The 19617-nt window shown below is 37.6% G+C and carries 17 protein-coding genes; 7 read left to right on the forward strand and 10 right to left on the reverse strand.

What is annotated here, in order from left to right:
- Positions 1-62: 62 nt before the first annotated feature.
- Positions 63-653 carry a Fe-S oxidoreductase gene (locus tag EL17_RS19725; protein ID WP_035078344.1) on the reverse strand — a complete coding sequence of 197 codons (591 nt, stop codon included), beginning with the start codon at positions 651-653 and terminating at the stop codon, positions 63-65.
- Between the two features lie 205 nt (positions 654-858).
- Here EL17_RS19725 and EL17_RS19730 point away from each other — a divergent pair, with 205 nt between their 5' ends.
- The 7 genes from EL17_RS19730 (at position 859) to EL17_RS19760 (ending at position 10089) form a co-directional block, all read left to right on the forward strand.
- Positions 859-1593 (forward strand): LOG family protein, encoded by a 735-nt coding sequence (locus EL17_RS19730; RefSeq protein WP_035078347.1) that lies wholly within the window; start codon positions 859-861, stop codon positions 1591-1593.
- Positions 1553-2539, forward strand: coding sequence for a transglycosylase SLT domain-containing protein (locus tag EL17_RS19735; RefSeq protein WP_084166281.1), 987 nt, complete (start codon positions 1553-1555; stop codon positions 2537-2539). Before EL17_RS19730 ends, EL17_RS19735 begins: the two co-directional genes overlap by 41 nt.
- Positions 2540-2599: 60 nt before the next feature.
- A complete protein-coding gene (locus tag EL17_RS19740; protein ID WP_035078353.1) occupies positions 2600-4276 on the forward strand; it encodes a DUF748 domain-containing protein in 1677 nt (558 codons plus the stop codon).
- A 114-nt stretch (positions 4277-4390) separates the two neighbouring features.
- The gene (gene uvrA / locus EL17_RS19745; RefSeq protein ID WP_035078673.1) at positions 4391-7225 is read left to right on the forward strand and encodes an excinuclease ABC subunit UvrA; all 2835 of its coding nucleotides are present in this window, start codon (positions 4391-4393) and stop codon (positions 7223-7225) included.
- A gap of 71 nt (positions 7226-7296) precedes the next feature.
- A complete protein-coding gene (locus EL17_RS19750; protein WP_035078356.1) occupies positions 7297-8343 on the forward strand; it encodes a sensor histidine kinase in 1047 nt (348 codons plus the stop codon).
- Positions 8344-8364: 21 nt separating this feature from the next.
- Positions 8365-9099: a LytR/AlgR family response regulator transcription factor gene (locus tag EL17_RS19755; RefSeq protein WP_035078359.1), complete on the forward strand. Its 735-nt coding sequence runs from the start codon at positions 8365-8367 to the stop codon at positions 9097-9099.
- Positions 9100-9330: 231 nt separating this feature from the next.
- Entirely contained in the window at positions 9331-10089 is a 759-nt protein-coding gene (locus EL17_RS19760) for a LytR/AlgR family response regulator transcription factor (protein WP_035078362.1), read from the forward strand.
- A 63-nt stretch (positions 10090-10152) separates the two neighbouring features.
- Here EL17_RS19760 and EL17_RS19765 read toward each other — a convergent pair whose 3' ends face one another.
- The 9 genes from EL17_RS19765 to EL17_RS19805 form a co-directional block, all read right to left on the reverse strand.
- Positions 10153-10515 (reverse strand): hypothetical protein, encoded by a 363-nt coding sequence (locus EL17_RS19765; protein WP_035078365.1) that lies wholly within the window; start codon positions 10513-10515, stop codon positions 10153-10155.
- A 244-nt stretch (positions 10516-10759) separates the two neighbouring features.
- On the reverse strand, positions 10760-12115 hold the full coding sequence (locus EL17_RS19770; protein ID WP_035078369.1) for a PhoH family protein: 1356 nt from the start codon (positions 12113-12115) through the stop codon (positions 10760-10762).
- Between the two features lie 173 nt (positions 12116-12288).
- Positions 12289-13539 (reverse strand): pyridoxal-dependent decarboxylase, encoded by a 1251-nt coding sequence (locus EL17_RS19775; RefSeq protein WP_035078372.1) that lies wholly within the window; start codon positions 13537-13539, stop codon positions 12289-12291.
- A 20-nt stretch (positions 13540-13559) separates the two neighbouring features.
- Positions 13560-14303: a shikimate dehydrogenase family protein gene (locus EL17_RS19780; RefSeq protein ID WP_035078375.1), complete on the reverse strand. Its 744-nt coding sequence runs from the start codon at positions 14301-14303 to the stop codon at positions 13560-13562.
- Entirely contained in the window at positions 14300-15232 is a 933-nt protein-coding gene (locus tag EL17_RS19785) for a DUF368 domain-containing protein (RefSeq protein ID WP_035078378.1), read from the reverse strand. Before EL17_RS19785 ends, EL17_RS19780 begins: the two co-directional genes overlap by 4 nt.
- A 59-nt stretch (positions 15233-15291) precedes the next feature.
- Entirely contained in the window at positions 15292-16065 is a 774-nt protein-coding gene (locus EL17_RS19790) for a phosphosulfolactate synthase (RefSeq protein WP_035078381.1), read from the reverse strand.
- 42 nt (positions 16066-16107) lie between these two features.
- On the reverse strand, positions 16108-17508 hold the full coding sequence (locus EL17_RS19795) for a tetratricopeptide repeat protein (RefSeq protein ID WP_035078384.1): 1401 nt from the start codon (positions 17506-17508) through the stop codon (positions 16108-16110).
- Positions 17509-17626: 118 nt separating this feature from the next.
- On the reverse strand, positions 17627-18586 hold the full coding sequence (locus EL17_RS19800; protein ID WP_035078387.1) for an NAD-dependent epimerase/dehydratase family protein: 960 nt from the start codon (positions 18584-18586) through the stop codon (positions 17627-17629).
- Positions 18583-19332: a tyrosine-protein phosphatase gene (locus tag EL17_RS19805; RefSeq protein ID WP_035078391.1), complete on the reverse strand. Its 750-nt coding sequence runs from the start codon at positions 19330-19332 to the stop codon at positions 18583-18585. The genes EL17_RS19800 and EL17_RS19805 overlap by 4 nt, the downstream gene beginning before the upstream one ends.
- Between the last annotated feature and the right edge of the window lie 285 nt (positions 19333-19617).

The following is a 19617-nucleotide window of genomic DNA, read 5'->3' on the forward strand; positions in this document are numbered from 1 at the left end:
TCCCTCGATATTGAGAAACAAGTTAAAGCAAAAACCTTGCTCAATCTGGAAAATTTCTAATTTTACTCCTGATTTTCATAATAATATTTATACATCATTACTTTTTCCAATGCTTTTTTTATAGCCTGATTTATAGGAAAGGTTTCTGCAGATAAGTTTATATCTATGGCAGATAGTTTAGCATAAAAATCATTTGCCATCGGAACTTCCATATCCATATTGATACCTGCTGTGGTAGCCTGGTATATGGCTTGCTTTCCTTCTTTTAATTTCTTACAGGTAATCATTTCTTTATTACCATATTTATTTCTTCTGGCAGAGACCCCAAAAAGCCGGCAAATAAGGCCCCTATATATATAAGTATTACAAACTCCTGATTCTTTGTCCTGTGCTGTTTTTAAAAACTGCATACAATATTCCTGTTCAGAGGTTTGTTCCAGCATGTCCATCGCCTTTTCAGCATTGCCTTTTTGGTAGATATCAAATGCCAAAGGGATAAATTCCAATACAGTAGCAGCAACTTGGGGATTCATACAGCACTTCCCGCAACCCGCATAACAGGTAAGGCCACTTTTGCCCAGATATAGACTAACATCACTGTCCAATTCATCAAACACCTTCCTGACCGCCAATGACTTCTCTTGTAAATTCATATAGATTTGTAAATGGTCACGAAAGTACAACAGGTAAGTATGTATTCCTATATCCCCATTCAGAATTGAACTGTTTATATCAATAATGAATTACTTTTTGGGTAACTTTCATAATTAATATGATTTGGATTAACTTTCGGACTAAATATCATTTTTAAGTTATCCATAGACATTAAATCTTTTTTTTTAATAAAAAGTTTACCATATGAGTGAAGAAGAAGTAAAAAAAGTGAAGTTGATAGAAGAAGATCGAATCCGCAGGGCCTTCGAGGAAAGGGATTGGAATGAAATTAAAAGCGCAGACAGCTGGGCTATTTTTAAAGTGATGGCAGAATTTGTAGAAGGGTTTGAAAAGCTCGCCAAAATAGGTCCATGTGTATCGCTGTTTGGATCTGCCCGTACCCCCAGAACGGACAAGTATTATTTGATAGCAGAAGAAATCGCCGCCAAACTTGTACGACACGGTTACGGTGTCATCACCGGAGGAGGCCCCGGCATAATGGAAGCAGGTAATAAGGGGGCTCATTCAGAAAATGGAAAATCCGTGGGGCTCAACATACAGTTACCATTTGAACAATTTAATAATATATATATTGATCAGGATAAATTGATCACTTTTGATTACTTCTTTGTAAGGAAGGTGATGTTTGTCAAATATGCTCAGGGCTTTGTCGTTTTGCCGGGTGGTTTTGGTACACTGGATGAACTTTTTGAAGCACTGACGCTCATCCAGACCAAAAAAATCGGACGTTTTCCTATAGTATTGGTAGGCAAAGCATATTGGTCAGGCCTCATTGATTGGCTTAAGATTGCCATGTTGGGGCAGGGCAATATCAATGAAGAAGACCTCGATTTATTTGCAGTGGTAGACACCGCTACTGAGGCAGTAAAAGTCATAGATGAATTTTATAGTAAATATTTACTTTCACCCAATTTCTAATAGCTTGCAACAGTATCATATTCCCATATTATATGTTTTAATACTCCTGCTAGGAGGCACTGTGGTATATATCAATCTGATAAAAGAAGCGCCTATCCAGGAGGTGGTCTTCGTTAATGATAGCAGCGGCGAACAAACCACTATTACTATCCCGGAATTTACCAGGGTAAAGCTATTTGATCTCCCTGAAGGAATAAATTTTGCCGGCGAGCCGGTACCTTTTGATCAGGATGATATAATAGAAAGATTTGAAAGAGAAATTTATGTAAATGCCTACTGGAATTCAAATACTATCATGATCATGAAAAGGGCAGCCAAGTTTATGCCCATAATAGAACCGATACTGGCAAAGCATGGTATACCGGAAGATTTTAAATATGTGGCCTTAGTAGAATCAGGTCTAATGAATGTAGTATCCCCAGCAGGCGCTAGAGGTTTCTGGCAGTTTATGGACAATACGGCCAAAGAGCTGAAACTCGAGGTTAGTACCGAAGTAGATGAGCGATATCACCTGGAGAAAGCTACCGAAGCTGCTTGTCAATACCTAAAAAAAGCCTATGCACGATTTGGAAACTGGACCAGCGTGGCGGCAAGTTATAACATGGGCATCACCGGACTCACCAAAAGAAAAAATGAGCAGCAAGTACCTAAATACTATGACCTCCTTCTGAATGAAGAGACCAGTAGGTATATCTTTAGAATATTAGCTTTCAAAGAATTGTTTGAAAACCCAAAAACCTATGGATATGAACTGGAAAAGGAGCAACTCTATACCATGCCCAAACTCAAAGTGATCAAAGTAGATTCAAACATAAATGATCTGGCTGCATGGTCTCTCAAAAACAACAGCAACTATAAAGAACTAAAACTTTATAATCCCTGGCTGCGTTCTAATAAGCTGACTATAAAAAAAGGTACATCATATGAAATCAAACTACCCGCCTAAAATGTCTTAAAACATCTTCGGTATTTATAACAACAAAAAATCTATTGGCATCTACCGATCATGAAAATTAAGAAAATTGTTCTTTTTGTAATCCTTGCGCTTGTTGTAGTACTATTGATATTTAGAGGCGTACCAGCGGCCATCAATATATACCTCAATAAAAATGCTGAAAAAATAGTCACTGATATGATCATAAGGACACCAGATTTCGGTGACCACACAGTAGAATTTGGCCATATTCTTTTTGATTTTAATTTTAGGGGTACATTTTTAGAATTAGGAGGTATCCGTATCACTCCAAATGAAAATATTCCGAAGGATAAAATTAAAATAAATCTAGCGTTGGAAAACGCATATCTAACAGGCTTCTCATGGACCAGTTTTTATTTGGATAATTCTATTATGCTTGATTCTGCCTATTTAGAAAATGTCCAGGTAGAAACGAAAACACCTCCATTTGATTCTTTGCAAATGTCCCAAGAGTCTGAGGTAGAAGGAGAAAATTATGACAATATCTCTATAAACAGGATAAGATTTAATAGGCTTTCTTTTATGAATGTAGATAGCTACAATGATTCTGTCCGCATGAGTATCAATGACCTTACCGTTTCTGCCAACCACTTCGAACTGAGCAGTGCAGATATAGATGACAGAGATGCCTTATTTAAAGTTGGCCTTCTAGAAGGCTATTTGGATATGGCATCCTATCATTTCAATGAATATAGAAACGCATTTTATTTTAAAGACCTTTCTTTTAACTCTGATGATAAGCATCTATTGATAGGAGGAATGCAATTGGACAACAAACTGGAGAGGTATAAATATATCAACCAATTTGATTTCCAAACAGATTGGATAGAATTGGATGAAGGAGAATTAGACATACAAGGATTTAATTTTGAGACATTCTTTCGAAAGGGAATAGTACAGGCAGATTTGATCATCGCATCGGATCTGGTCATCAATGTATTCCGTGACAAACGTAAACCGGAAAATAAAGAAAGAAGACCGGAAATGGTACAGGCCCGTATATCTGGCATTCCCAGAGAGATAATGATAGAGGAACTTAAGCTTGAAAATGCCTATGTAGCCTATCAAGAACGTCCCGACACGAATGCTCCCAGAGCTGGAGCCATCCACTTTGATGAAATCAATGCCAGCATTAGCAATATCACCAATATTGACACCAAAGTTGCGGAAAACAACATCATGGAGGTAAAGGCTTCAGGTAAAATCATGGCTCAGGGGACTATGGATCTGACTATAGATTTCACACTGGATGATCCTGATGGAGCCTTTCATATGAAAGGCGTGGTAGGGTCTATGCCTCTGGAAGCCCTCAATGATATGATAGGTCCTGAAACCAGAGTGGGAATAAATGCCGGCCATTTGGATAATTTGTTTTTTAATATTTATGCAAATAATATGGAAGGAACCGGTGACCTTATCATGAAATACCGGGACCTAAAAATTAAAATTCTCGATAAAAACTATAAGGATAACCAAAATATTTTTCGAAAGGCTGGTGCTTTTCTCGCCAACACCCTGGTGGTTCCAAACGACAATCCGAAAAAGAACGGAGAACTGGCCGAGGGTCAGGTATTTGCACGTAGGGATCCCAGTAAGTTCATATTCAGCTACTGGTGGGAACTGCTGTTAAGCGGAATGATGTCAACCCTTACTGGAAAATCAGAAGCAGATATGAGAGCAGACGCACAAGCTGACCAAAATAAATAGAAAGCTTTTGAGATAAACTTATCAGCGTATAAAATGGTTAACAGAGGATAAATTTAACGCTAAACAAAATTCTTGTATTTTTGTAAATTGAATCAAAAAAGGAATCCTCCTTTCATGGCAGAAAATAATAATCAAGTAGAAGAATTAATAGAGATATACGGTGCAAGGGAACATAATCTCAAAAATATAGATATATCTATTCCTCGCAATAAACTCATTGTAATCACAGGTTTAAGTGGTAGTGGCAAAAGTTCTTTAGCTTTTGACACTATCTATGCAGAAGGGCAGAGAAGGTACATGGAAAGTTTTTCTGCTTATGCCCGCTCATTTTTGGGCGGAATGGAAAGACCTGATGTGGACAAAATTAATGGCCTCTCGCCGGTCATCTCCATAGAGCAAAAAACCACCTCAAAAAACCCCAGGTCTACGGTAGGTACTGTTACTGAGATATATGATTTTATGAGACTTCTCTTTGCCAGAGCAGGTGAAGCGTTTTCCTATTTATCGGGCCATCGGATGGTCCGCCAAACGGAAGACCAGATTATAGAACAACTATTTCAAAATTTCTCAAAAAAGAAACTTTACATTTTAGCCCCTATTGTAAAAGGTAGAAAGGGACACTATAGAGAGTTATTTGAGCAAACAAGAAAAATGGGGTTTTCTAAAGTAAGGGTAGACGGGGTAGTGATGGACGTAGTACCTAAAATGCAGGTAGACCGGTATAAAATACACGATATTGAAATCGTCATAGACCGGATCATAGCCGAAGAAGAGGACCGGTACAGGATTACCCAATCCTTAAAAACAGCCCTACAACATGGTAAAGGTGTCATTATGCTCCGTGATGAAGCAGGGGAAATCCATCATTTCTCTAAACATTTAATGGATCCAACCACCGGTCTATCCTATGATGAGCCAGCTCCCAATAATTTTTCTTTCAATAGCCCATACGGTGCATGTCCTACCTGTAACGGTTTGGGTAAAATAGAAGAAATAACCAAGGAGAGCATTATCCCTGATCCATCCCTCAGTATCAGCAGGGGGGGGATAGCCCCACTGGGTGAATTTAGGGATATCTGGATATTTAAAAAAATCAATGCTGTACTGAAAAACCATAAGGTAAGCATATCTACTCCTCTGGAAAAATTTCCAGATGATGTAATGCATATCCTTTTGTACGGAGATAAAATGGAAGTGGAGGTAGATTCCGTCAAGCACCCTGGCACCCAATGGACTACTACATTTGAAGGAATCATCAATTTTCTTCAAAAACAACAAGAAGAAGGCTCAGACAAAATACGTAATTGGGTGGCTGACTATACTACCTCCAATATTTGCCCAGACTGTGAGGGCTTACGTCTTAAAAAAGAGGCGCTCCATTTCAAGATAGGAGGAAAAAATATAGGTGAGCTGGCCATGATGGACATCACTGCCCTGGCTTCCTGGTTTGGCAAAGCTGAAGATCTTATGTCTGAAAAGCAAAAGATCATAGGAAAAGAGGTGCTCAAAGAAATAAACAAAAGAATTGGTTTCCTGCAGGATATTGGACTAGATTATTTGTCCCTTAATAGGCCTTTGCGGTCCCTGTCTGGAGGAGAAGCACAAAGAATAAGGCTGGCTACCCAGATAGGTACCCAATTGGTGGGAGTGCTATACATTCTCGATGAGCCCAGTATAGGTTTACACCAGAGAGATAATGTAAAATTGATTAAAGCACTTCAGGATTTACGGGATTTAGGCAATTCGGTAATCGTGGTAGAGCATGATAAAGATATGATGTTGGAAGCCGATTATGTGATCGATATTGGCCCGGGAGCCGGCAGGCACGGTGGCAGTATAGTAGCAAAGGGCAATCCAACGGAATTTTTAGCACAAAACAGTATCACTGCACAGTTTCTTAACAATACCCTAAGCATACCTGTCCCACCCACCAGAAGAAAAGGCAATGGGGATACTTTAAAATTAATCAATGCTACCGGAAATAACCTGAAGAACGTAACTTTAAAACTGCCACTGGGAACTATGATCTGTATCACTGGTGTATCCGGCAGCGGAAAAAGTTCTTTAATCCATGAAACCCTTTACCCATTACTCAACCAACATTTCTATAAATCTAAAAAAGAACCGCTTCCTTATAAACAAATCAAGGGTTTAGAGCATCTCGATAAAGTCATAGAAGTAGATCAGTCACCTATCGGAAGAACACCCAGATCTAATCCGGCTACTTATACCGGTGCTTTTACAGATATAAGGGCTCTGTTTACAGATCTACCTGAGTCAAAAATACGGGGGTATAAACCTGGAAGGTTTTCTTTTAATGTAAAAGGAGGACGTTGTGAAGATTGCGAAGGTGCTGGAATGAAACTAATAGAAATGGATTTCCTTCCTGATGTACACATACCCTGTGAAACCTGCAAAGGTAAAAGGTACAACAGGGAAACTTTAGAAGTAAGATTCAAAGGAAAATCTATTTCCGATGTATTGGACATGACTGTAGAGCAGGCAGTAGAGTTTTTTGAATTTCAACCAAAAATCCTGAGGAAAATCCAGACTTTGAATGATGTAGGCCTAGGTTATATCACCTTGGGACAGCATGCGACTACACTATCGGGTGGAGAAGCCCAAAGGGTAAAACTAGCGACTGAGCTATCTAAAAAAGATACTGGAAAAACTTTTTATATTCTTGATGAACCTACTACGGGGCTTCATTTCAAGGATATAGAACATTTACTTAGTGTTTTGAATCAGTTAGTGGATAAAGGTAATACCGTGCTGATCATTGAACATAACATGGATGTCATCAAAGTGGCAGATTATATCATAGACATCGGTCCTGAAGGTGGTGACAAAGGTGGGTCTATTGTAATAGAAGGGTCTCCAGAGAAAGTCGCTTTACACCCTACAAGCTATACGGCCAAATTTCTTAAACCTGAACTTAACCAGCTTTGATGCTGAATCTAATCTTACTGGTATTGAAGTAGGAACCTAATCATTCTATACCTATCAATAGGTGATACTCCATGAATAAAAAACGGTTATACTGGGTGCTTCAAATAGTTGGTTGGTCAGCGTTTGCCCTGATCAACCTCCTTTTTGTATCTTTGGCACGAGGGATCACGGCGGTTCAAATAGGGGCGTATTTTTCCCTGGCATTGTTTTACCTCAGCTCCACACATGCTTTCCGATATGCAATAAAAGAATATGGCTGGTTTAATCTTCCCATAACCAGGCTTATTGCCAATTCACTGATGGGCTTGGTACTCCTAAGTCTTATGAATACGGTGGCTCAGGTACTGATTAACTTAGCCTTTGATACATTGAATATTTATGAAGATCTACGGCCTTTAGTGATCTTGGTAAATGTTTTTATCAGTTTCCTTTATTATGCGCTATGGGGAATGATGTACTTTCTCTTCCATTTTTTGGATAATTACAATACTTCTCTAAAATATCAGGCCAAAATCAACGAAATCAAATTGAACCATCTGAGGAGCCAACTAAATCCCCATTTTATATTCAATGCACTTAACAGTGTCAGGGCGCTCGTAGATGAAAACCCAGTAAAAGCAAAATCAGCCATCACCCAACTATCAAATATCCTGAGATATTCTTTGGTAATGGATAACAAAACAGTCATCAACTTTGAAGATGAATTTAATACGGTTAAGGATTACCTTAACCTAGAAAAAATAAGGTTTGAGGAAAGGCTTATTATAAATTATGATATAGAAGAGCGGGCCTATAAATATAAAATACCTCCCATGATGTTACAAACCATAGTAGAAAATGCCATAAAACATGGAATCAGTAATTTACTGAAAGGTGGTAAAGTTGAAGTAAGATGTGCAATAGGTGATGATGACAAATTATTTATTTATGTAAAAAACAGTGGTCAACTTAAACCAAACGGACCCAAGAAAAAATCTGAAGGGCATGGTATTAATAACACTGTTCAAAGGTTAAAATTAATATATGGCAATAAGGCCTCTTTTAAGATATATAATTCAGGAAATGAATTTGTGATCACTGAAATAAAAATCCCAAAACAATCCCTTACATTAGAGTAATTATAAACCAGACGAAAAATTATGCGTGCTTTAGTAATTGATGACGAAAGATTGGCCAGAAAGGAATTAATTAATTTGCTTTCACAGCATGAATCAGTGGAAGTGGTCGGTGAGGCCATAAATGTGGATGATGCCAAAGATAAGATTGAAAAATTAAACCCAGATGTTATTTTTTTAGATATCCAAATGCCTGAGAAAACAGGATTCGATCTTTTGGAGGAGCTTGATATCGTACCCCATGTCATATTTACTACAGCATATGATGAATATGCATTGAAAGCATTTCAGGTTAATGCATTGGATTATTTACTAAAGCCAGTGGAAGCAGAGCGGCTAGCAGAAGCTTTGAAAAGGTTACAGGTGAAAATTACAGATCAGCAGAGGGAAGAGTCTCAGATATCCGTGGACAGCGGAAAAAAATTATCTCTTCAAGATCAGGTATTTGTCAAAGACGGGGACAGATGCTGGTTTGTTAAGTTAGTAAACGTCCGCCTTTTTGAATCTGACGGAAACTATATAAAAGTATACTTTGACAATAACAAACCAATGATCCATAAATCTCTCAATGCTTTAGATGAGCGGTTGGATGAAAAATCCTTTTTTAGGGCAAGTAGAAAACATATTATCAACCTGAGCTGGGTGGAGGGAATAGAGCCTTGGTTCAATGGGGGCTTAGTGGTCACACTCAAAGGTGGTGATAGGATAGAAGTCAGCAGAAGACAAGCGGCAAGGTTTAAGGATATGATGAGCTTATAGCCGTAAATTAACATCACAATGAAGTAAATGAACGTATTTTAAACTATTAAAAACGGTTTTTGAAGTTTTTTAGGTCTTAAAATCACATTTTATTTATTTAATCATCTAATTTTTATTTTTTTTTAAAAATAATTCTATAAATTATAGAGTAGGAAAGATTATGTTAATATAATAGATACATTCAAAATAAAATATCTATTTCATAATCGCCATGTAAAACCATATAAAAACATGAAAGAGGAAAGAATTTTAATAGTAGAAGATGACCCAAGTATCGCTGAAAATATAGAAGAGATATTGGAACTTTTGGATTATATCAATATTGATATTGCAAACTCTGCGAACCAGGCTATCAAAGTTATTAAAAAATACCGCCCTGATCTGATATTTATGGATATCAAATTAAAAGGCGATAAGGATGGAATAGAATTAGGTGAGATCATCAAACAAATGATTGATGTGCCTATTGTATATGTCACTTCCTACAGTGATCCCACTATAATAGAAAGGGCCAAAAGAATCAACCCTGCAGGATTTATAGTAAAACCTTTCAATACCAATGATATTCATGCTATGGTGGAGATCGTTCTTTATAATAAACGGACTCGCCCTTCTTCATCCGAATCTGTATCTTCTAAATCGTCTTCCGAAAGCCCCTATTTGGTAAATGATGCTGTATATATTAAAGCAGACAATGCCTTCGAAAGAGTGGATTATGAAGATATCTATTACGTGGAAGCCAATGGTAATATGGTTACTATATTTACCAAACACAGGAATTATATCATCAGAAAATCGATGAAAGATATGGAAGAAAAATTGCCTTCCAATCTTTTTTTAAGAGTGCAAAAGTCTTTTATTGTACAGCTCGGACAAATTGAAAATTTCAGCACCAAAGAGATTAACCTCAAAATGGGTGCATCTGTACAAGTAGGAAGACAGTATTATAACAGCTTTTTAGCCAAGCTGAATACCATTACAGAAAGTTAAAAAAAACAAAAAGGGTGAGCCAAACAAGCTCACCTTTTTTATTACCGTTAAACCAAAAAAATCTTATTTTATGAGGTATACGTCATGAATACCATATGAACTCATGTAATAACTTTTTGAAATTTTATCTCGATAGATATCTTCCAATACAGATTTATCTCCCTGTAGGACAGCTACTGTTTCACCATACTTATTTATGAAAGTTACGCTAGCGATTTCTTTTAAGTCTATAGAGATATCCTCTATTACCAAACTCTCATCTGCAGTTATAGAATCCTCTTGTTCCATCCTGCTTTCAAGTATACCATTTACCGCTAAAAAGCCTGTCTCCTGTGCATTTGCTTTTGCACTCCATATGATTGTCAGTGCCAGTATAAGTCCTACTATTGCACAAACATTTTTCTGAGTTACGATTAAGTTGGTCATGGTCTATAAATTAAAGGTGGAATAATCTCTTTAATCCATTACTATCCAAAAAATTTACCAATAATATATACCATTAAAAATCAAATAGTTGTAAAAATATATATCAAAAAAGTGTGTTGTTATCGAACACATTATGGTTTAAAAGCAGACATATTCCCCCCTCATGCTTAAGGAGGGGGAACATACGTTGCATGCCAAATCCATACTCAATGGTTATAGCTGATAAGTAAAAGTTAACGTTGTGTTATAATAAATCATTTGCCAAATTAGCCAATTCTGACCGCTCTCCCTTTTCCAGTTTAATATGGGCATAGAGGGGATGATCTTTTACCCGGTCGATAAGGTAGGACAAACCATTGCTCATACTATCCAGATAAGGCGTATCTATTTGATAAACATCTCCGGTAAAGATGATTTTAGTGTTTTCTCCTGCCCTACTGATGATAGTTTTGATCTCATGAGGTGTAAGGTTTTGAGCTTCATCTACTATAAAAAATATATTGGAAAGTGACCTTCCCCTGATATATGCCAGCGGCTGAATGACCAATTTCTCCTGGTTGATCATTTCAGTGATTTTTTGGAATTCCTTATCGGATTCTTTAAACTGGTTTTGGATAAATTTTAAATTATCCCAAAGTGGTTCCATATATGGATTTAACTTTGATTTAATATCACCCGGTAGATATCCTATATCCTTATTGCTAAGGGGAACGATGGGTCTGGCCAGAAATACCTGCTTATAATCTCTCCGCTGCTCAAGTGCACCTGCTAATGCTAATAAAGTTTTCCCAGTACCTGCCACACCTTGTATACTGATAAGCTTAATGCGTGGATTCATGATAGCATGTAACGCAAATGCCTGCTCTGCATTCTTGGGCTTGATATTATAAGCTATCTTCTTATCTACCCGCTCCATGGCACCTTCCTCTTGATTATAATAAGCAAGCACTGAGCTTTTGGAACTTTTCAGAATATAAAAAGCATTGGCCTTGTTTATTTGATCTTTAGCCAGCACTTTACTAGCATCTATAGAGAATGAATCATATAAGCTGGTAACCACTTCATGGGAAATATTATCCAAGATGACTTTATTGGTGTTCTGGATCTCAGATATATTCTTGATTTTACCTGTTTCATAATCTTCCGCCTGTATATCTAGAGATTTGGCTTTCAGTCGTAGATTGATATCCTTTGTTACCAAAATAATCTTTCTACCAGGCTCAGATTGCTTAAGACTTAATGCTGCATTGAGTATCTTATGGTCATTCTTTTCCTCACCAAATATTTCATTAGCGTTAAATTTATTTGTGGGATTCATCAAAACTTTAAAACTCCCCTTACTATGGCCATTTAGCGGAGTCCAGTTATGAATCATATTATCCTGGGATAGATCATCCAATAGACGTATAAATTCTCTGGCTTCAAAGTTTTTGGTATCGTTTCCCTTTTTAAATTGATCTAGCTCCTCTAGCACGGTAATGGGAATTACAACATCATGTTCGGCGAAGTTCATAATGGAATTATGGGCATAAATGATTACCGATGTATCCAGGACAAAAATTTTCCGGTCACCGTTTTTTGTCGATTTGGCTTTAGGCATAAACAAAAATTTAGTGGTTATTTCTTTGAATAAGTTAAAAAATTAATGGCTGGAATTACATTTATTTACCGAGTATTATCCAGCACTTCCAAAAATATTTATTAAACTCCTGAACGGCAGCCTGATAATTTTAAAGCCAGTGTTACAAAGTAGTAACACTGGCCTTTTTATCATTAACTCTTTGACTTAAGTTCACCTTGTAAATCCATTAGGAAACTGTCTATAGTCCCTGGTTTTACATGGGGCATCACCACTATTTTGTACCATTTGGGTTCAAATTCATAACTATCTGCTACCAAATGGTATTTTTTTGCTATTGAATGGGAAATGTATCTGGCTTTCATGGTAATGATATTCAGGTAGGGATCTCTGAAATACTCCACCCCCATTCGCTCCAGCTTCTTACAGATCCTCTCTGTACTGTCGAGGAGGGAAGCCATTTTGTATTTCCAGCCTTCTGATCCATGTATTTTTAAAATCATCCACATCGAAATGGCATTGGCACCCGATCGGCTTCCACTAAGGGTATAATCTTTACCAGGGATGTATTGTGCCTCATTGGTGCATACATGGTGAAGGTACCCCTTTCTGATCAGAAAAAGCCCCGTTCCATAAGGTGTTTGCAACATCTTATGACCATCTGCGGTGATAGAATTGATATAGGGGTTCTGAAAAGAAAATCGGCTCATTTCATTGGTAAAGGGATAAATAAAGCCACCATAAGCTGCATCAACATGAATTTTAAACAAGACATTTTCTCTTGTAAAAAAGTCCCCCAGTCTATCTATATCATCTACCGAACCAAACATAGTGGTGGAAAGATTAGCTATGATTATAAAATATTTTATACCATCCCTCCTTGCCTGTGAAATTTTGCTTTCCAAGGATTCCTGAGTGATCTGCCTGGAATCTTCATCTACCTCCAGGATGATGCTGGATAGGTTCAGTAAATTGGCACCCTTTGGCATACTATAGTGCGAATCCACCGAGTATACTACCGCTATTTCGCTGATATCAGCTCCATATGCCTGCTGATAAAAATTTCTGTATACCCACATCGCCTGGATATTTGCTTCAGTACCCCCGGTAGCTACATACCCATCCTGCTGACCCGGATCACCTTGAAATATTTCTTCTGCACATAAATTGATCAATTCTCTTTCTATTTTCTGGGTTCCCTCAAACACTTCAAGCACAGACACTTCCGATAAGGTATGCACGCCTATATGGTTGGGGTTTCTTACCATGGCAGACATAAAAGGGGCATCTCTTAGAAATGGGGCATCTGGATAGAATTCTGTCGTATCCAGATAGGTACCTGGTATGCCCAAGATAGGATGATCACCTCTATAATCCAGGTTTTCATCTAAAGCTGTGAAAATTCTTTTCTTTACATCCTCGTGGGATAATTTCTTCCAATACATTTTATAAAAGGTTTAAAACATTACTGATTCCAGATCTTCCAGGCAGCTTCAGCCTGAAGGTGCAGCATTTCCAAACCGTTTTTTGAGAGGGCTCCTCTGGCTTCAAATGAACGCATCAGGAAAGTCTTCTCTGGATTGTAAACCAAATCATACACTTTATGCTTGGCAGTGATTGCATCTAAGGGTATATCTGGCATAGTATCAATACTGGGAAAGGTCCCTATAGGAGTAGTATTGATTATTAAAGTATGATCCATTAATATATCAGGATGACGGACTAAATTATCATACGAAATTATATTCTGATCAGTTCCTCTATTTCTGGAAACAAATCGGTAATTAATATTTAAATTTTTAAGCGCCTGAGCGACCGCTTTAGAAGCACCTCCCGTTCCTAATATTAAAGCATTTGGCCGATCTATTCCCAGCCAACCTTTTAGTGATTCGTAAAAGCCTATATAATCAGTATTATATCCCTTTAACTTTCCCTCACCGATTTTAATACAGTTTACTGCCCCTATAGCCTGACAGGCAGGATCCATCTCATCTAAATAAGGAATAATTTTTTCTTTGTAAGGGATGGTTACACTAAGGCCCCTTAATGCAGGGTGATCGTTGATGAGTTCTGGAAACTGAGCAATAGCATCCATTTCATATAAGTGAAACGCTGCATCTGTTATATCCTCATTCCTAAATTTTTCCTCAAAATATCTTTTGGAAAAAGAATGGGTAAGCGGAAATCCAATCAATCCAAACTTTCTCATTTCTTAAAATAATTTGCAGTTCGTTCAATCAGTATGACCAATAGGAAGCCTAATATAAAGGTGATGGCTGCCACCATAATTTGCGGATCCTCACCTGTCATATTTGCATATGTCCCAGGCATGACATTTTCAGTTAGAAAAGGCTTTTCTACCCCAGCACTGCTCATCCGATAACTGAGTACATTTTTCCATGGCCAGATTTTATTGATGGAGCCTAACATGATCCCTGCTAAAAATGCCAGTGTGGCAGCTTTATAATGGTGTAATAAGTAACTGATCAGATGGCTAAAGGCCAATAAACCCACCAAACATCCCAGTCCAAAAAGGAACAGTGTCAGTAAGTTTCTATCATTCAGTGCCTGTAAGATCGGTTCATATTGCCCTAAGATCAATAGAATAAAACTTCCGGATATACCAGGCAAAATCATAGCACATATTGCTATGGCACCAGATATAAATGTGTACAGGGGGGATTCGGGAGATGAAATGGGAGGTAGCTCAGTTATATAATACGCCAGAACGATCCCTATTGCTACTGCAAGTAAGGTAACCGTATTCCATATAGGTACATCCCTCAATATCCAAATGGCACTGATAAGGATCAGTCCACAGAAAAAGCCCCATAATGGTATAGGCTGGTTTTCTATTAAATAAGTGAGGAGCCTGGATAGGGTAAATAAGCTCGTGAAAATCCCTAAGAATACTGCTAAAAGAAAATTTCCGTTAACAGCCGTCCAAAACATTTTAAACCTACCGCTGATCAAAAGCCTGAGCGCGGCTAAGTCTATCGATTTAATGCTATCCAATAATTCTTCATAAATACCTGTAATGAGGGCTATAGACCCGCCGGACACCCCCGGCACTAAATCAGCACCACCCATACCCACACCTTTAAAATAGGTCAGAATGAATTTTTTCCAATAAGTCATGAAATATCTGGGAAAAGAAAAAGCTGTAAAAAATCTATGAGATCCTTACAGCCGGAATATTAAAGCGATATATGATTAGGTAGGAAATGATCAAAAGTATCTCCTCTCAAACCAAGCCTGATGGTCTCCAGTGGAATGACTTCATTTGGTGCTATATTTCCCAAATTTACATTCGCACCGATTAGTTTGATAAACCATACCTGCTGCTCTTTTTGGGGAGCTTCCCAAATGATCCGGTCTTCCGGAATCTGGGTAAGAATTTCTTCTACCAATCCCTGCCTTACCTCGCCGCTGTCTCTAAATAGACCTACTGTGCCACCTTCACGTGCTTCTCCGATAACTTTCCATGCGCCTGCGTCCAATTCTTTGCGCATTTGGTCAATCCATTTATAAGGTGGAATAATCTTAGCGGCATCTTTAGATCCTACTTCGGAAAGAACGGTAACTTCCTTGGCAAGGGTACTGATATATTCACACTTTTTCCCATGGTCCAAAGTGATAGAACCGTCAGAAACCTCAGCAAATTTCAATTCATACTTTTCAAGGACCTTCCTGTAATCATCAAACTGATCTCTGATCACAAAAGCTTCAAACAATGTCCCACCCAGATAAACCGGAATGCCGGCATCTTTGTATAGCTGAAGTTTCTCGCTAAGCTTAGGAGATACATAAGATGTACCCCATCCTAATTTAATGATATCTATGTATTCACCGCAAGTTTCTATCAAATCACTTACTTCACGCAGGCTAAGACCTTTGTCCATAACCATTGTAAATCCAGTCGACCGTGGCTTTTCGGTACGTGAAGGGATATTTTTCAGAACGTAATTCATTATATAAAATTTAGAGAAAGGTTTAAAAGGTCTATGGGTCGATTAACTTTTATATTGACTGATGATCTTATGAATGGACTGCTGATGCTTTAGTTCTGGCATAAGCTCATATAAAATCACATGTCTTTCAAAATTCAAAGTTAATGCATTTTCTAAATATGAAAAGGCTTCTTTGTATTTACCTGTCTTTATATAATAAACTACTAATCTATAATACAACTCTGATTCCTCGGGAAGCTCTTCTATTCCCTCTTTAATGACATCTATCGCCTCTTCAAACCTGTTTTGGTCAAAATAAATGATGGATAGATTGACATATGCTTCCATGATCCCGGGTTCTAGGTTGATGGCTTCTTCATATGCCTCAGAACTGGCGTGCAGGTTGCCAAGGTTATACTCCGCATCTGCAAGTCCTACCCAATAATTGGCATTTTCTATTCCGAGCTTAATGGCTTTTTTAAAATAATGAATGGCTTCAAAAAATTTCTCTTTTTTCAGCATACACATGCCAAGTCCAAACCATGCATCATCGTATTCTGGATCCAGTTTGGCGGATTTTTTAAAATATTTGAATGCCTGGTCTATCTGGTTAAGTTTCTCGTAGGCTGCTGCTAAGTAACAGCAGTTTTCCGAATTGGCACCTTCACAGTTTATAGTATTTTGATAAGCTTCCAGAGCTAGCTCATATTTGTGGGTATTCATGAGCGCATTGCCTAAGTTAAAATAGGCAGAGGCAAATGCATCGTCTATCAATAGGGCGTAATCATATGCCTGAATAGCCTCTTCAAATTTACCCAATCTATTATAAACTACGCCGAGATTATACCATGCCCCTGCACTATAAGGATCCTGATCTATAAAATCCTGGTAAAACTCCAGTATCTCATCAAAAGAGCCTTCTTCTTCTGTAATCATAGCGAGCTGAAAAAGCGCATCTTCATGATTTATTTTCAGTTTTACAGCCTCCTTATAATTGTGGATGGCTTTTTCAGTATTATTTTCAGCCCGGTAAAAATTCCCTAGAGAATAGTACACCTCTGCCTTATCCTCAGCCAGTGGTAGAAAATTCTCCAATAGCTGAATGGCATCTTTGGTGTTTCCTGATAATAACATGGCATTAGTAAGTGCCAAAATTACCTCTTCGTTATTTGGTGAGAGGTTGTTAATATTTTCCAATATCTCTAAACCCTCCTCTAGCTCATCATTAAAGATCAGGCTTTGCGCTTTGAGCAATTTGATTTCCAATGAAAACGGAAATTTTTCCAATGCTATCTCACTGGCTTTTAATGCTTTCTTGAATTTACCAAGATCAAAATAATAGCGGATGATGTCTTCGAGTTGCTCTTCATCAAAATAAAGATCAAGATTTGATTTCAAAGAGTTTTCGAATCTTTGTACCAGTTCTTTATCCTCTTCCCCACTGTGGTCAAAATCTCCCGTCATTGGATTATGTTTAAATGATGCTTTAAGATACCAAAATAATGGACATCTATTTTTTCCAACGATTTTATTTTTATAAACATCGCCTACTGATGATTGTAATTTACAAAACTTCAGCCAATTAATTTTCGTTCCCCAGCGCCCAACTTAAGGTTTCATCAAGTGTCCTATAGGAAGGCTGCAACTGAAGATTGGTTTTAGCATTATCAAACGTAATCTTATATTGGGAAGTTTTTGCAGCCTCTTTATTAAAGGGTACACGCACAAATAAACCTTTGATTTTAAAATATACACTTGCTAGTCCTAAATACCGATCCGATACCGCATATTGGGGAGGCTTTACTCCTGCCTTTGAGGCTGTATGGTGAAAAAATTCTTTATATCCTATGCTCTCTTTATTGAGGATATAACGTTCATTCCATTTTCCTTCTTTAAAAAGTTGAAGGGAGATGGAAGCAGCATCTCTTATATCTATATAATTTAGCCTTCCTTTAGGATAGAACCTATTTCCCTCTATCACATATCTATACAAGGCACTACTGCTTCTTTTATCAGATAGTTTGCCCAACAAAACCGATGGATTGACCACCAATACATCCAGGCCTTCCTGAGCTCCCCGCCATACTTCTAATTCTCCGAGATATTTGGAAATCGAATAGGCGGTATTGAGCGGAGAGGCTGCCCATTTGTGATTCTCGTCTATCACCTGATCATCCCCATTTCTGCCCAAAGCTGCTACAGAGCTGATGTGGAATAATTTATTTACACCTGTCTCCAACATTACATTGACCACATTAGCGGTTCCTTCTACATTTACTTGAAGAAGTTTTTCTTCATCAGCGGAAAGAAAAGACACCATACCGGCAGCATGTATGACTACATCCATTCCTTCTATGGCAGATTCTAATGACTGGTAATCCCCCACATCTCCGTCGTGCCAAGTAATCTGTGTAACTATATCTTCCAATAGCTCGGTGCTGCTATTTTTCCTTTTCATTCCATGAATTTCTCCTATGGAAAGAAATTCTCTGGCAAGATAACTCCCAAATAGCCCAGTAATGCCTGTAATTAATATTTTCATAAGGTACTGTTTAATAAAGGTAGCTTTTGAAGCTTCTGAAAATACTTCTCAGTGGACAGACCTTCCAGGGCATTAAGATATTTATGATTGTGGGCATCAGTCCCTACCAGCATGACCTGCTGTGCATCTACCAGTTTCTCTGCAAATTTCTTGACAGTCTTCCCATAATAGCCCGTGAAGGACAAAAGGTTGCATTGGAAAAGAATGTTTCTTTCAAGTAATTGCCGCAGTAAAGTGTCATCATTATGCAGATAGAGATAGCGCTCCGGATGGGCAAATATAGGAGTATAACCATTGAGTTCTAACGAAAAAAGACTTTCTAGCAGCATCTGAGGCTTATTAAGAAAGCCTGTTTCTACCAATACATATTGTCCACTTATGGTGAGCAGCTTCTCAGCAGCAGTTACCTTCTCCATAAAAATCTCATCCAGGTAATATTCTGCGGCTGCTTCAAGCTCTATATCAATATGCTGTTCTTCAAGGTTTGATTTTAACCTATCCAGTCCATTCAAAATTATTTCAGGGGTATTTTTATAATACTCTGACATAATATGTGGTGTGGTTATAATTTTTTTTAGTCCAAAATCTTTAAGCCTTACCACCATTTCTACTGCATCTGACATAGAACTGACGCCGTCATCAATGCCTGTAATGAGATGAGAATGCATATCCACTCCCATCCAACTAAGGTCTAATGATTTGTCTTTTTTTGATTTCGATCCTTTTAACAAACTAAATATTGACATTAATCTCCTCCTTCACTATCTAAATTTAAACTTACCATATTATAGATAATCTATTTCTTTTAGAAGAAAAGATTCTCTATTTACATTTCCAACATGATTAACTACATAATACCAGGCCCATCTATGATTTTTTAGGGAAGGGCAAAAATTATTTTATTATATTCAATAAACAAACAAACCTATTGACCATGTGTTTATTATACCTAATGTCCAAAAATCATAATATAGGTAATTTAAAAATTTCTGAACATTCTTCTAAAATTACTTAAAGTACACTTTCAACTT

This window comes from Anditalea andensis, assembly GCF_000714815.1.
Classification (GTDB): Bacteria; Bacteroidota; Bacteroidia; order Cytophagales; family Cyclobacteriaceae; genus Anditalea; species Anditalea andensis.

Coding starts and splice junctions, on each gene's coding strand:
- EL17_RS19785 (WP_035078378.1), bottom strand. CDS start 15,232: ATGACTTATTGGAAAAAATTCATTCTGACCTATTTTAAAGGTGTGGGT.
- EL17_RS19790 (WP_035078381.1), bottom strand. CDS start 16,065: ATGAATTACGTTCTGAAAAATATCCCTTCACGTACCGAAAAGCCACGG.
- EL17_RS19780 (WP_035078375.1), bottom strand. CDS start 14,303: ATGAGAAAGTTTGGATTGATTGGATTTCCGCTTACCCATTCTTTTTCC.
- EL17_RS19735 (WP_084166281.1), top strand. CDS start 1,553: ATGAATTTTATAGTAAATATTTACTTTCACCCAATTTCTAATAGCTTG.
- EL17_RS19805 (WP_035078391.1), bottom strand. CDS start 19,332: ATGTCAATATTTAGTTTGTTAAAAGGATCGAAATCAAAAAAAGACAAA.
- EL17_RS19730 (WP_035078347.1), top strand. CDS start 859: ATGAGTGAAGAAGAAGTAAAAAAAGTGAAGTTGATAGAAGAAGATCGA.
- uvrA (WP_035078673.1), top strand. CDS start 4,391: ATGGCAGAAAATAATAATCAAGTAGAAGAATTAATAGAGATATACGGT.
- EL17_RS19750 (WP_035078356.1), top strand. CDS start 7,297: ATGAATAAAAAACGGTTATACTGGGTGCTTCAAATAGTTGGTTGGTCA.
- EL17_RS19795 (WP_035078384.1), bottom strand. CDS start 17,508: ATGACGGGAGATTTTGACCACAGTGGGGAAGAGGATAAAGAACTGGTA.
- EL17_RS19760 (WP_035078362.1), top strand. CDS start 9,331: ATGAAAGAGGAAAGAATTTTAATAGTAGAAGATGACCCAAGTATCGCT.
- EL17_RS19725 (WP_035078344.1), bottom strand. CDS start 653: ATGAATTTACAAGAGAAGTCATTGGCGGTCAGGAAGGTGTTTGATGAA.
- EL17_RS19740 (WP_035078353.1), top strand. CDS start 2,600: ATGAAAATTAAGAAAATTGTTCTTTTTGTAATCCTTGCGCTTGTTGTA.
- EL17_RS19765 (WP_035078365.1), bottom strand. CDS start 10,515: ATGACCAACTTAATCGTAACTCAGAAAAATGTTTGTGCAATAGTAGGA.
- EL17_RS19770 (WP_035078369.1), bottom strand. CDS start 12,115: ATGCCTAAAGCCAAATCGACAAAAAACGGTGACCGGAAAATTTTTGTC.
- EL17_RS19755 (WP_035078359.1), top strand. CDS start 8,365: ATGCGTGCTTTAGTAATTGATGACGAAAGATTGGCCAGAAAGGAATTA.
- EL17_RS19775 (WP_035078372.1), bottom strand. CDS start 13,539: ATGTATTGGAAGAAATTATCCCACGAGGATGTAAAGAAAAGAATTTTC.
- EL17_RS19800 (WP_035078387.1), bottom strand. CDS start 18,586: ATGAAAATATTAATTACAGGCATTACTGGGCTATTTGGGAGTTATCTT.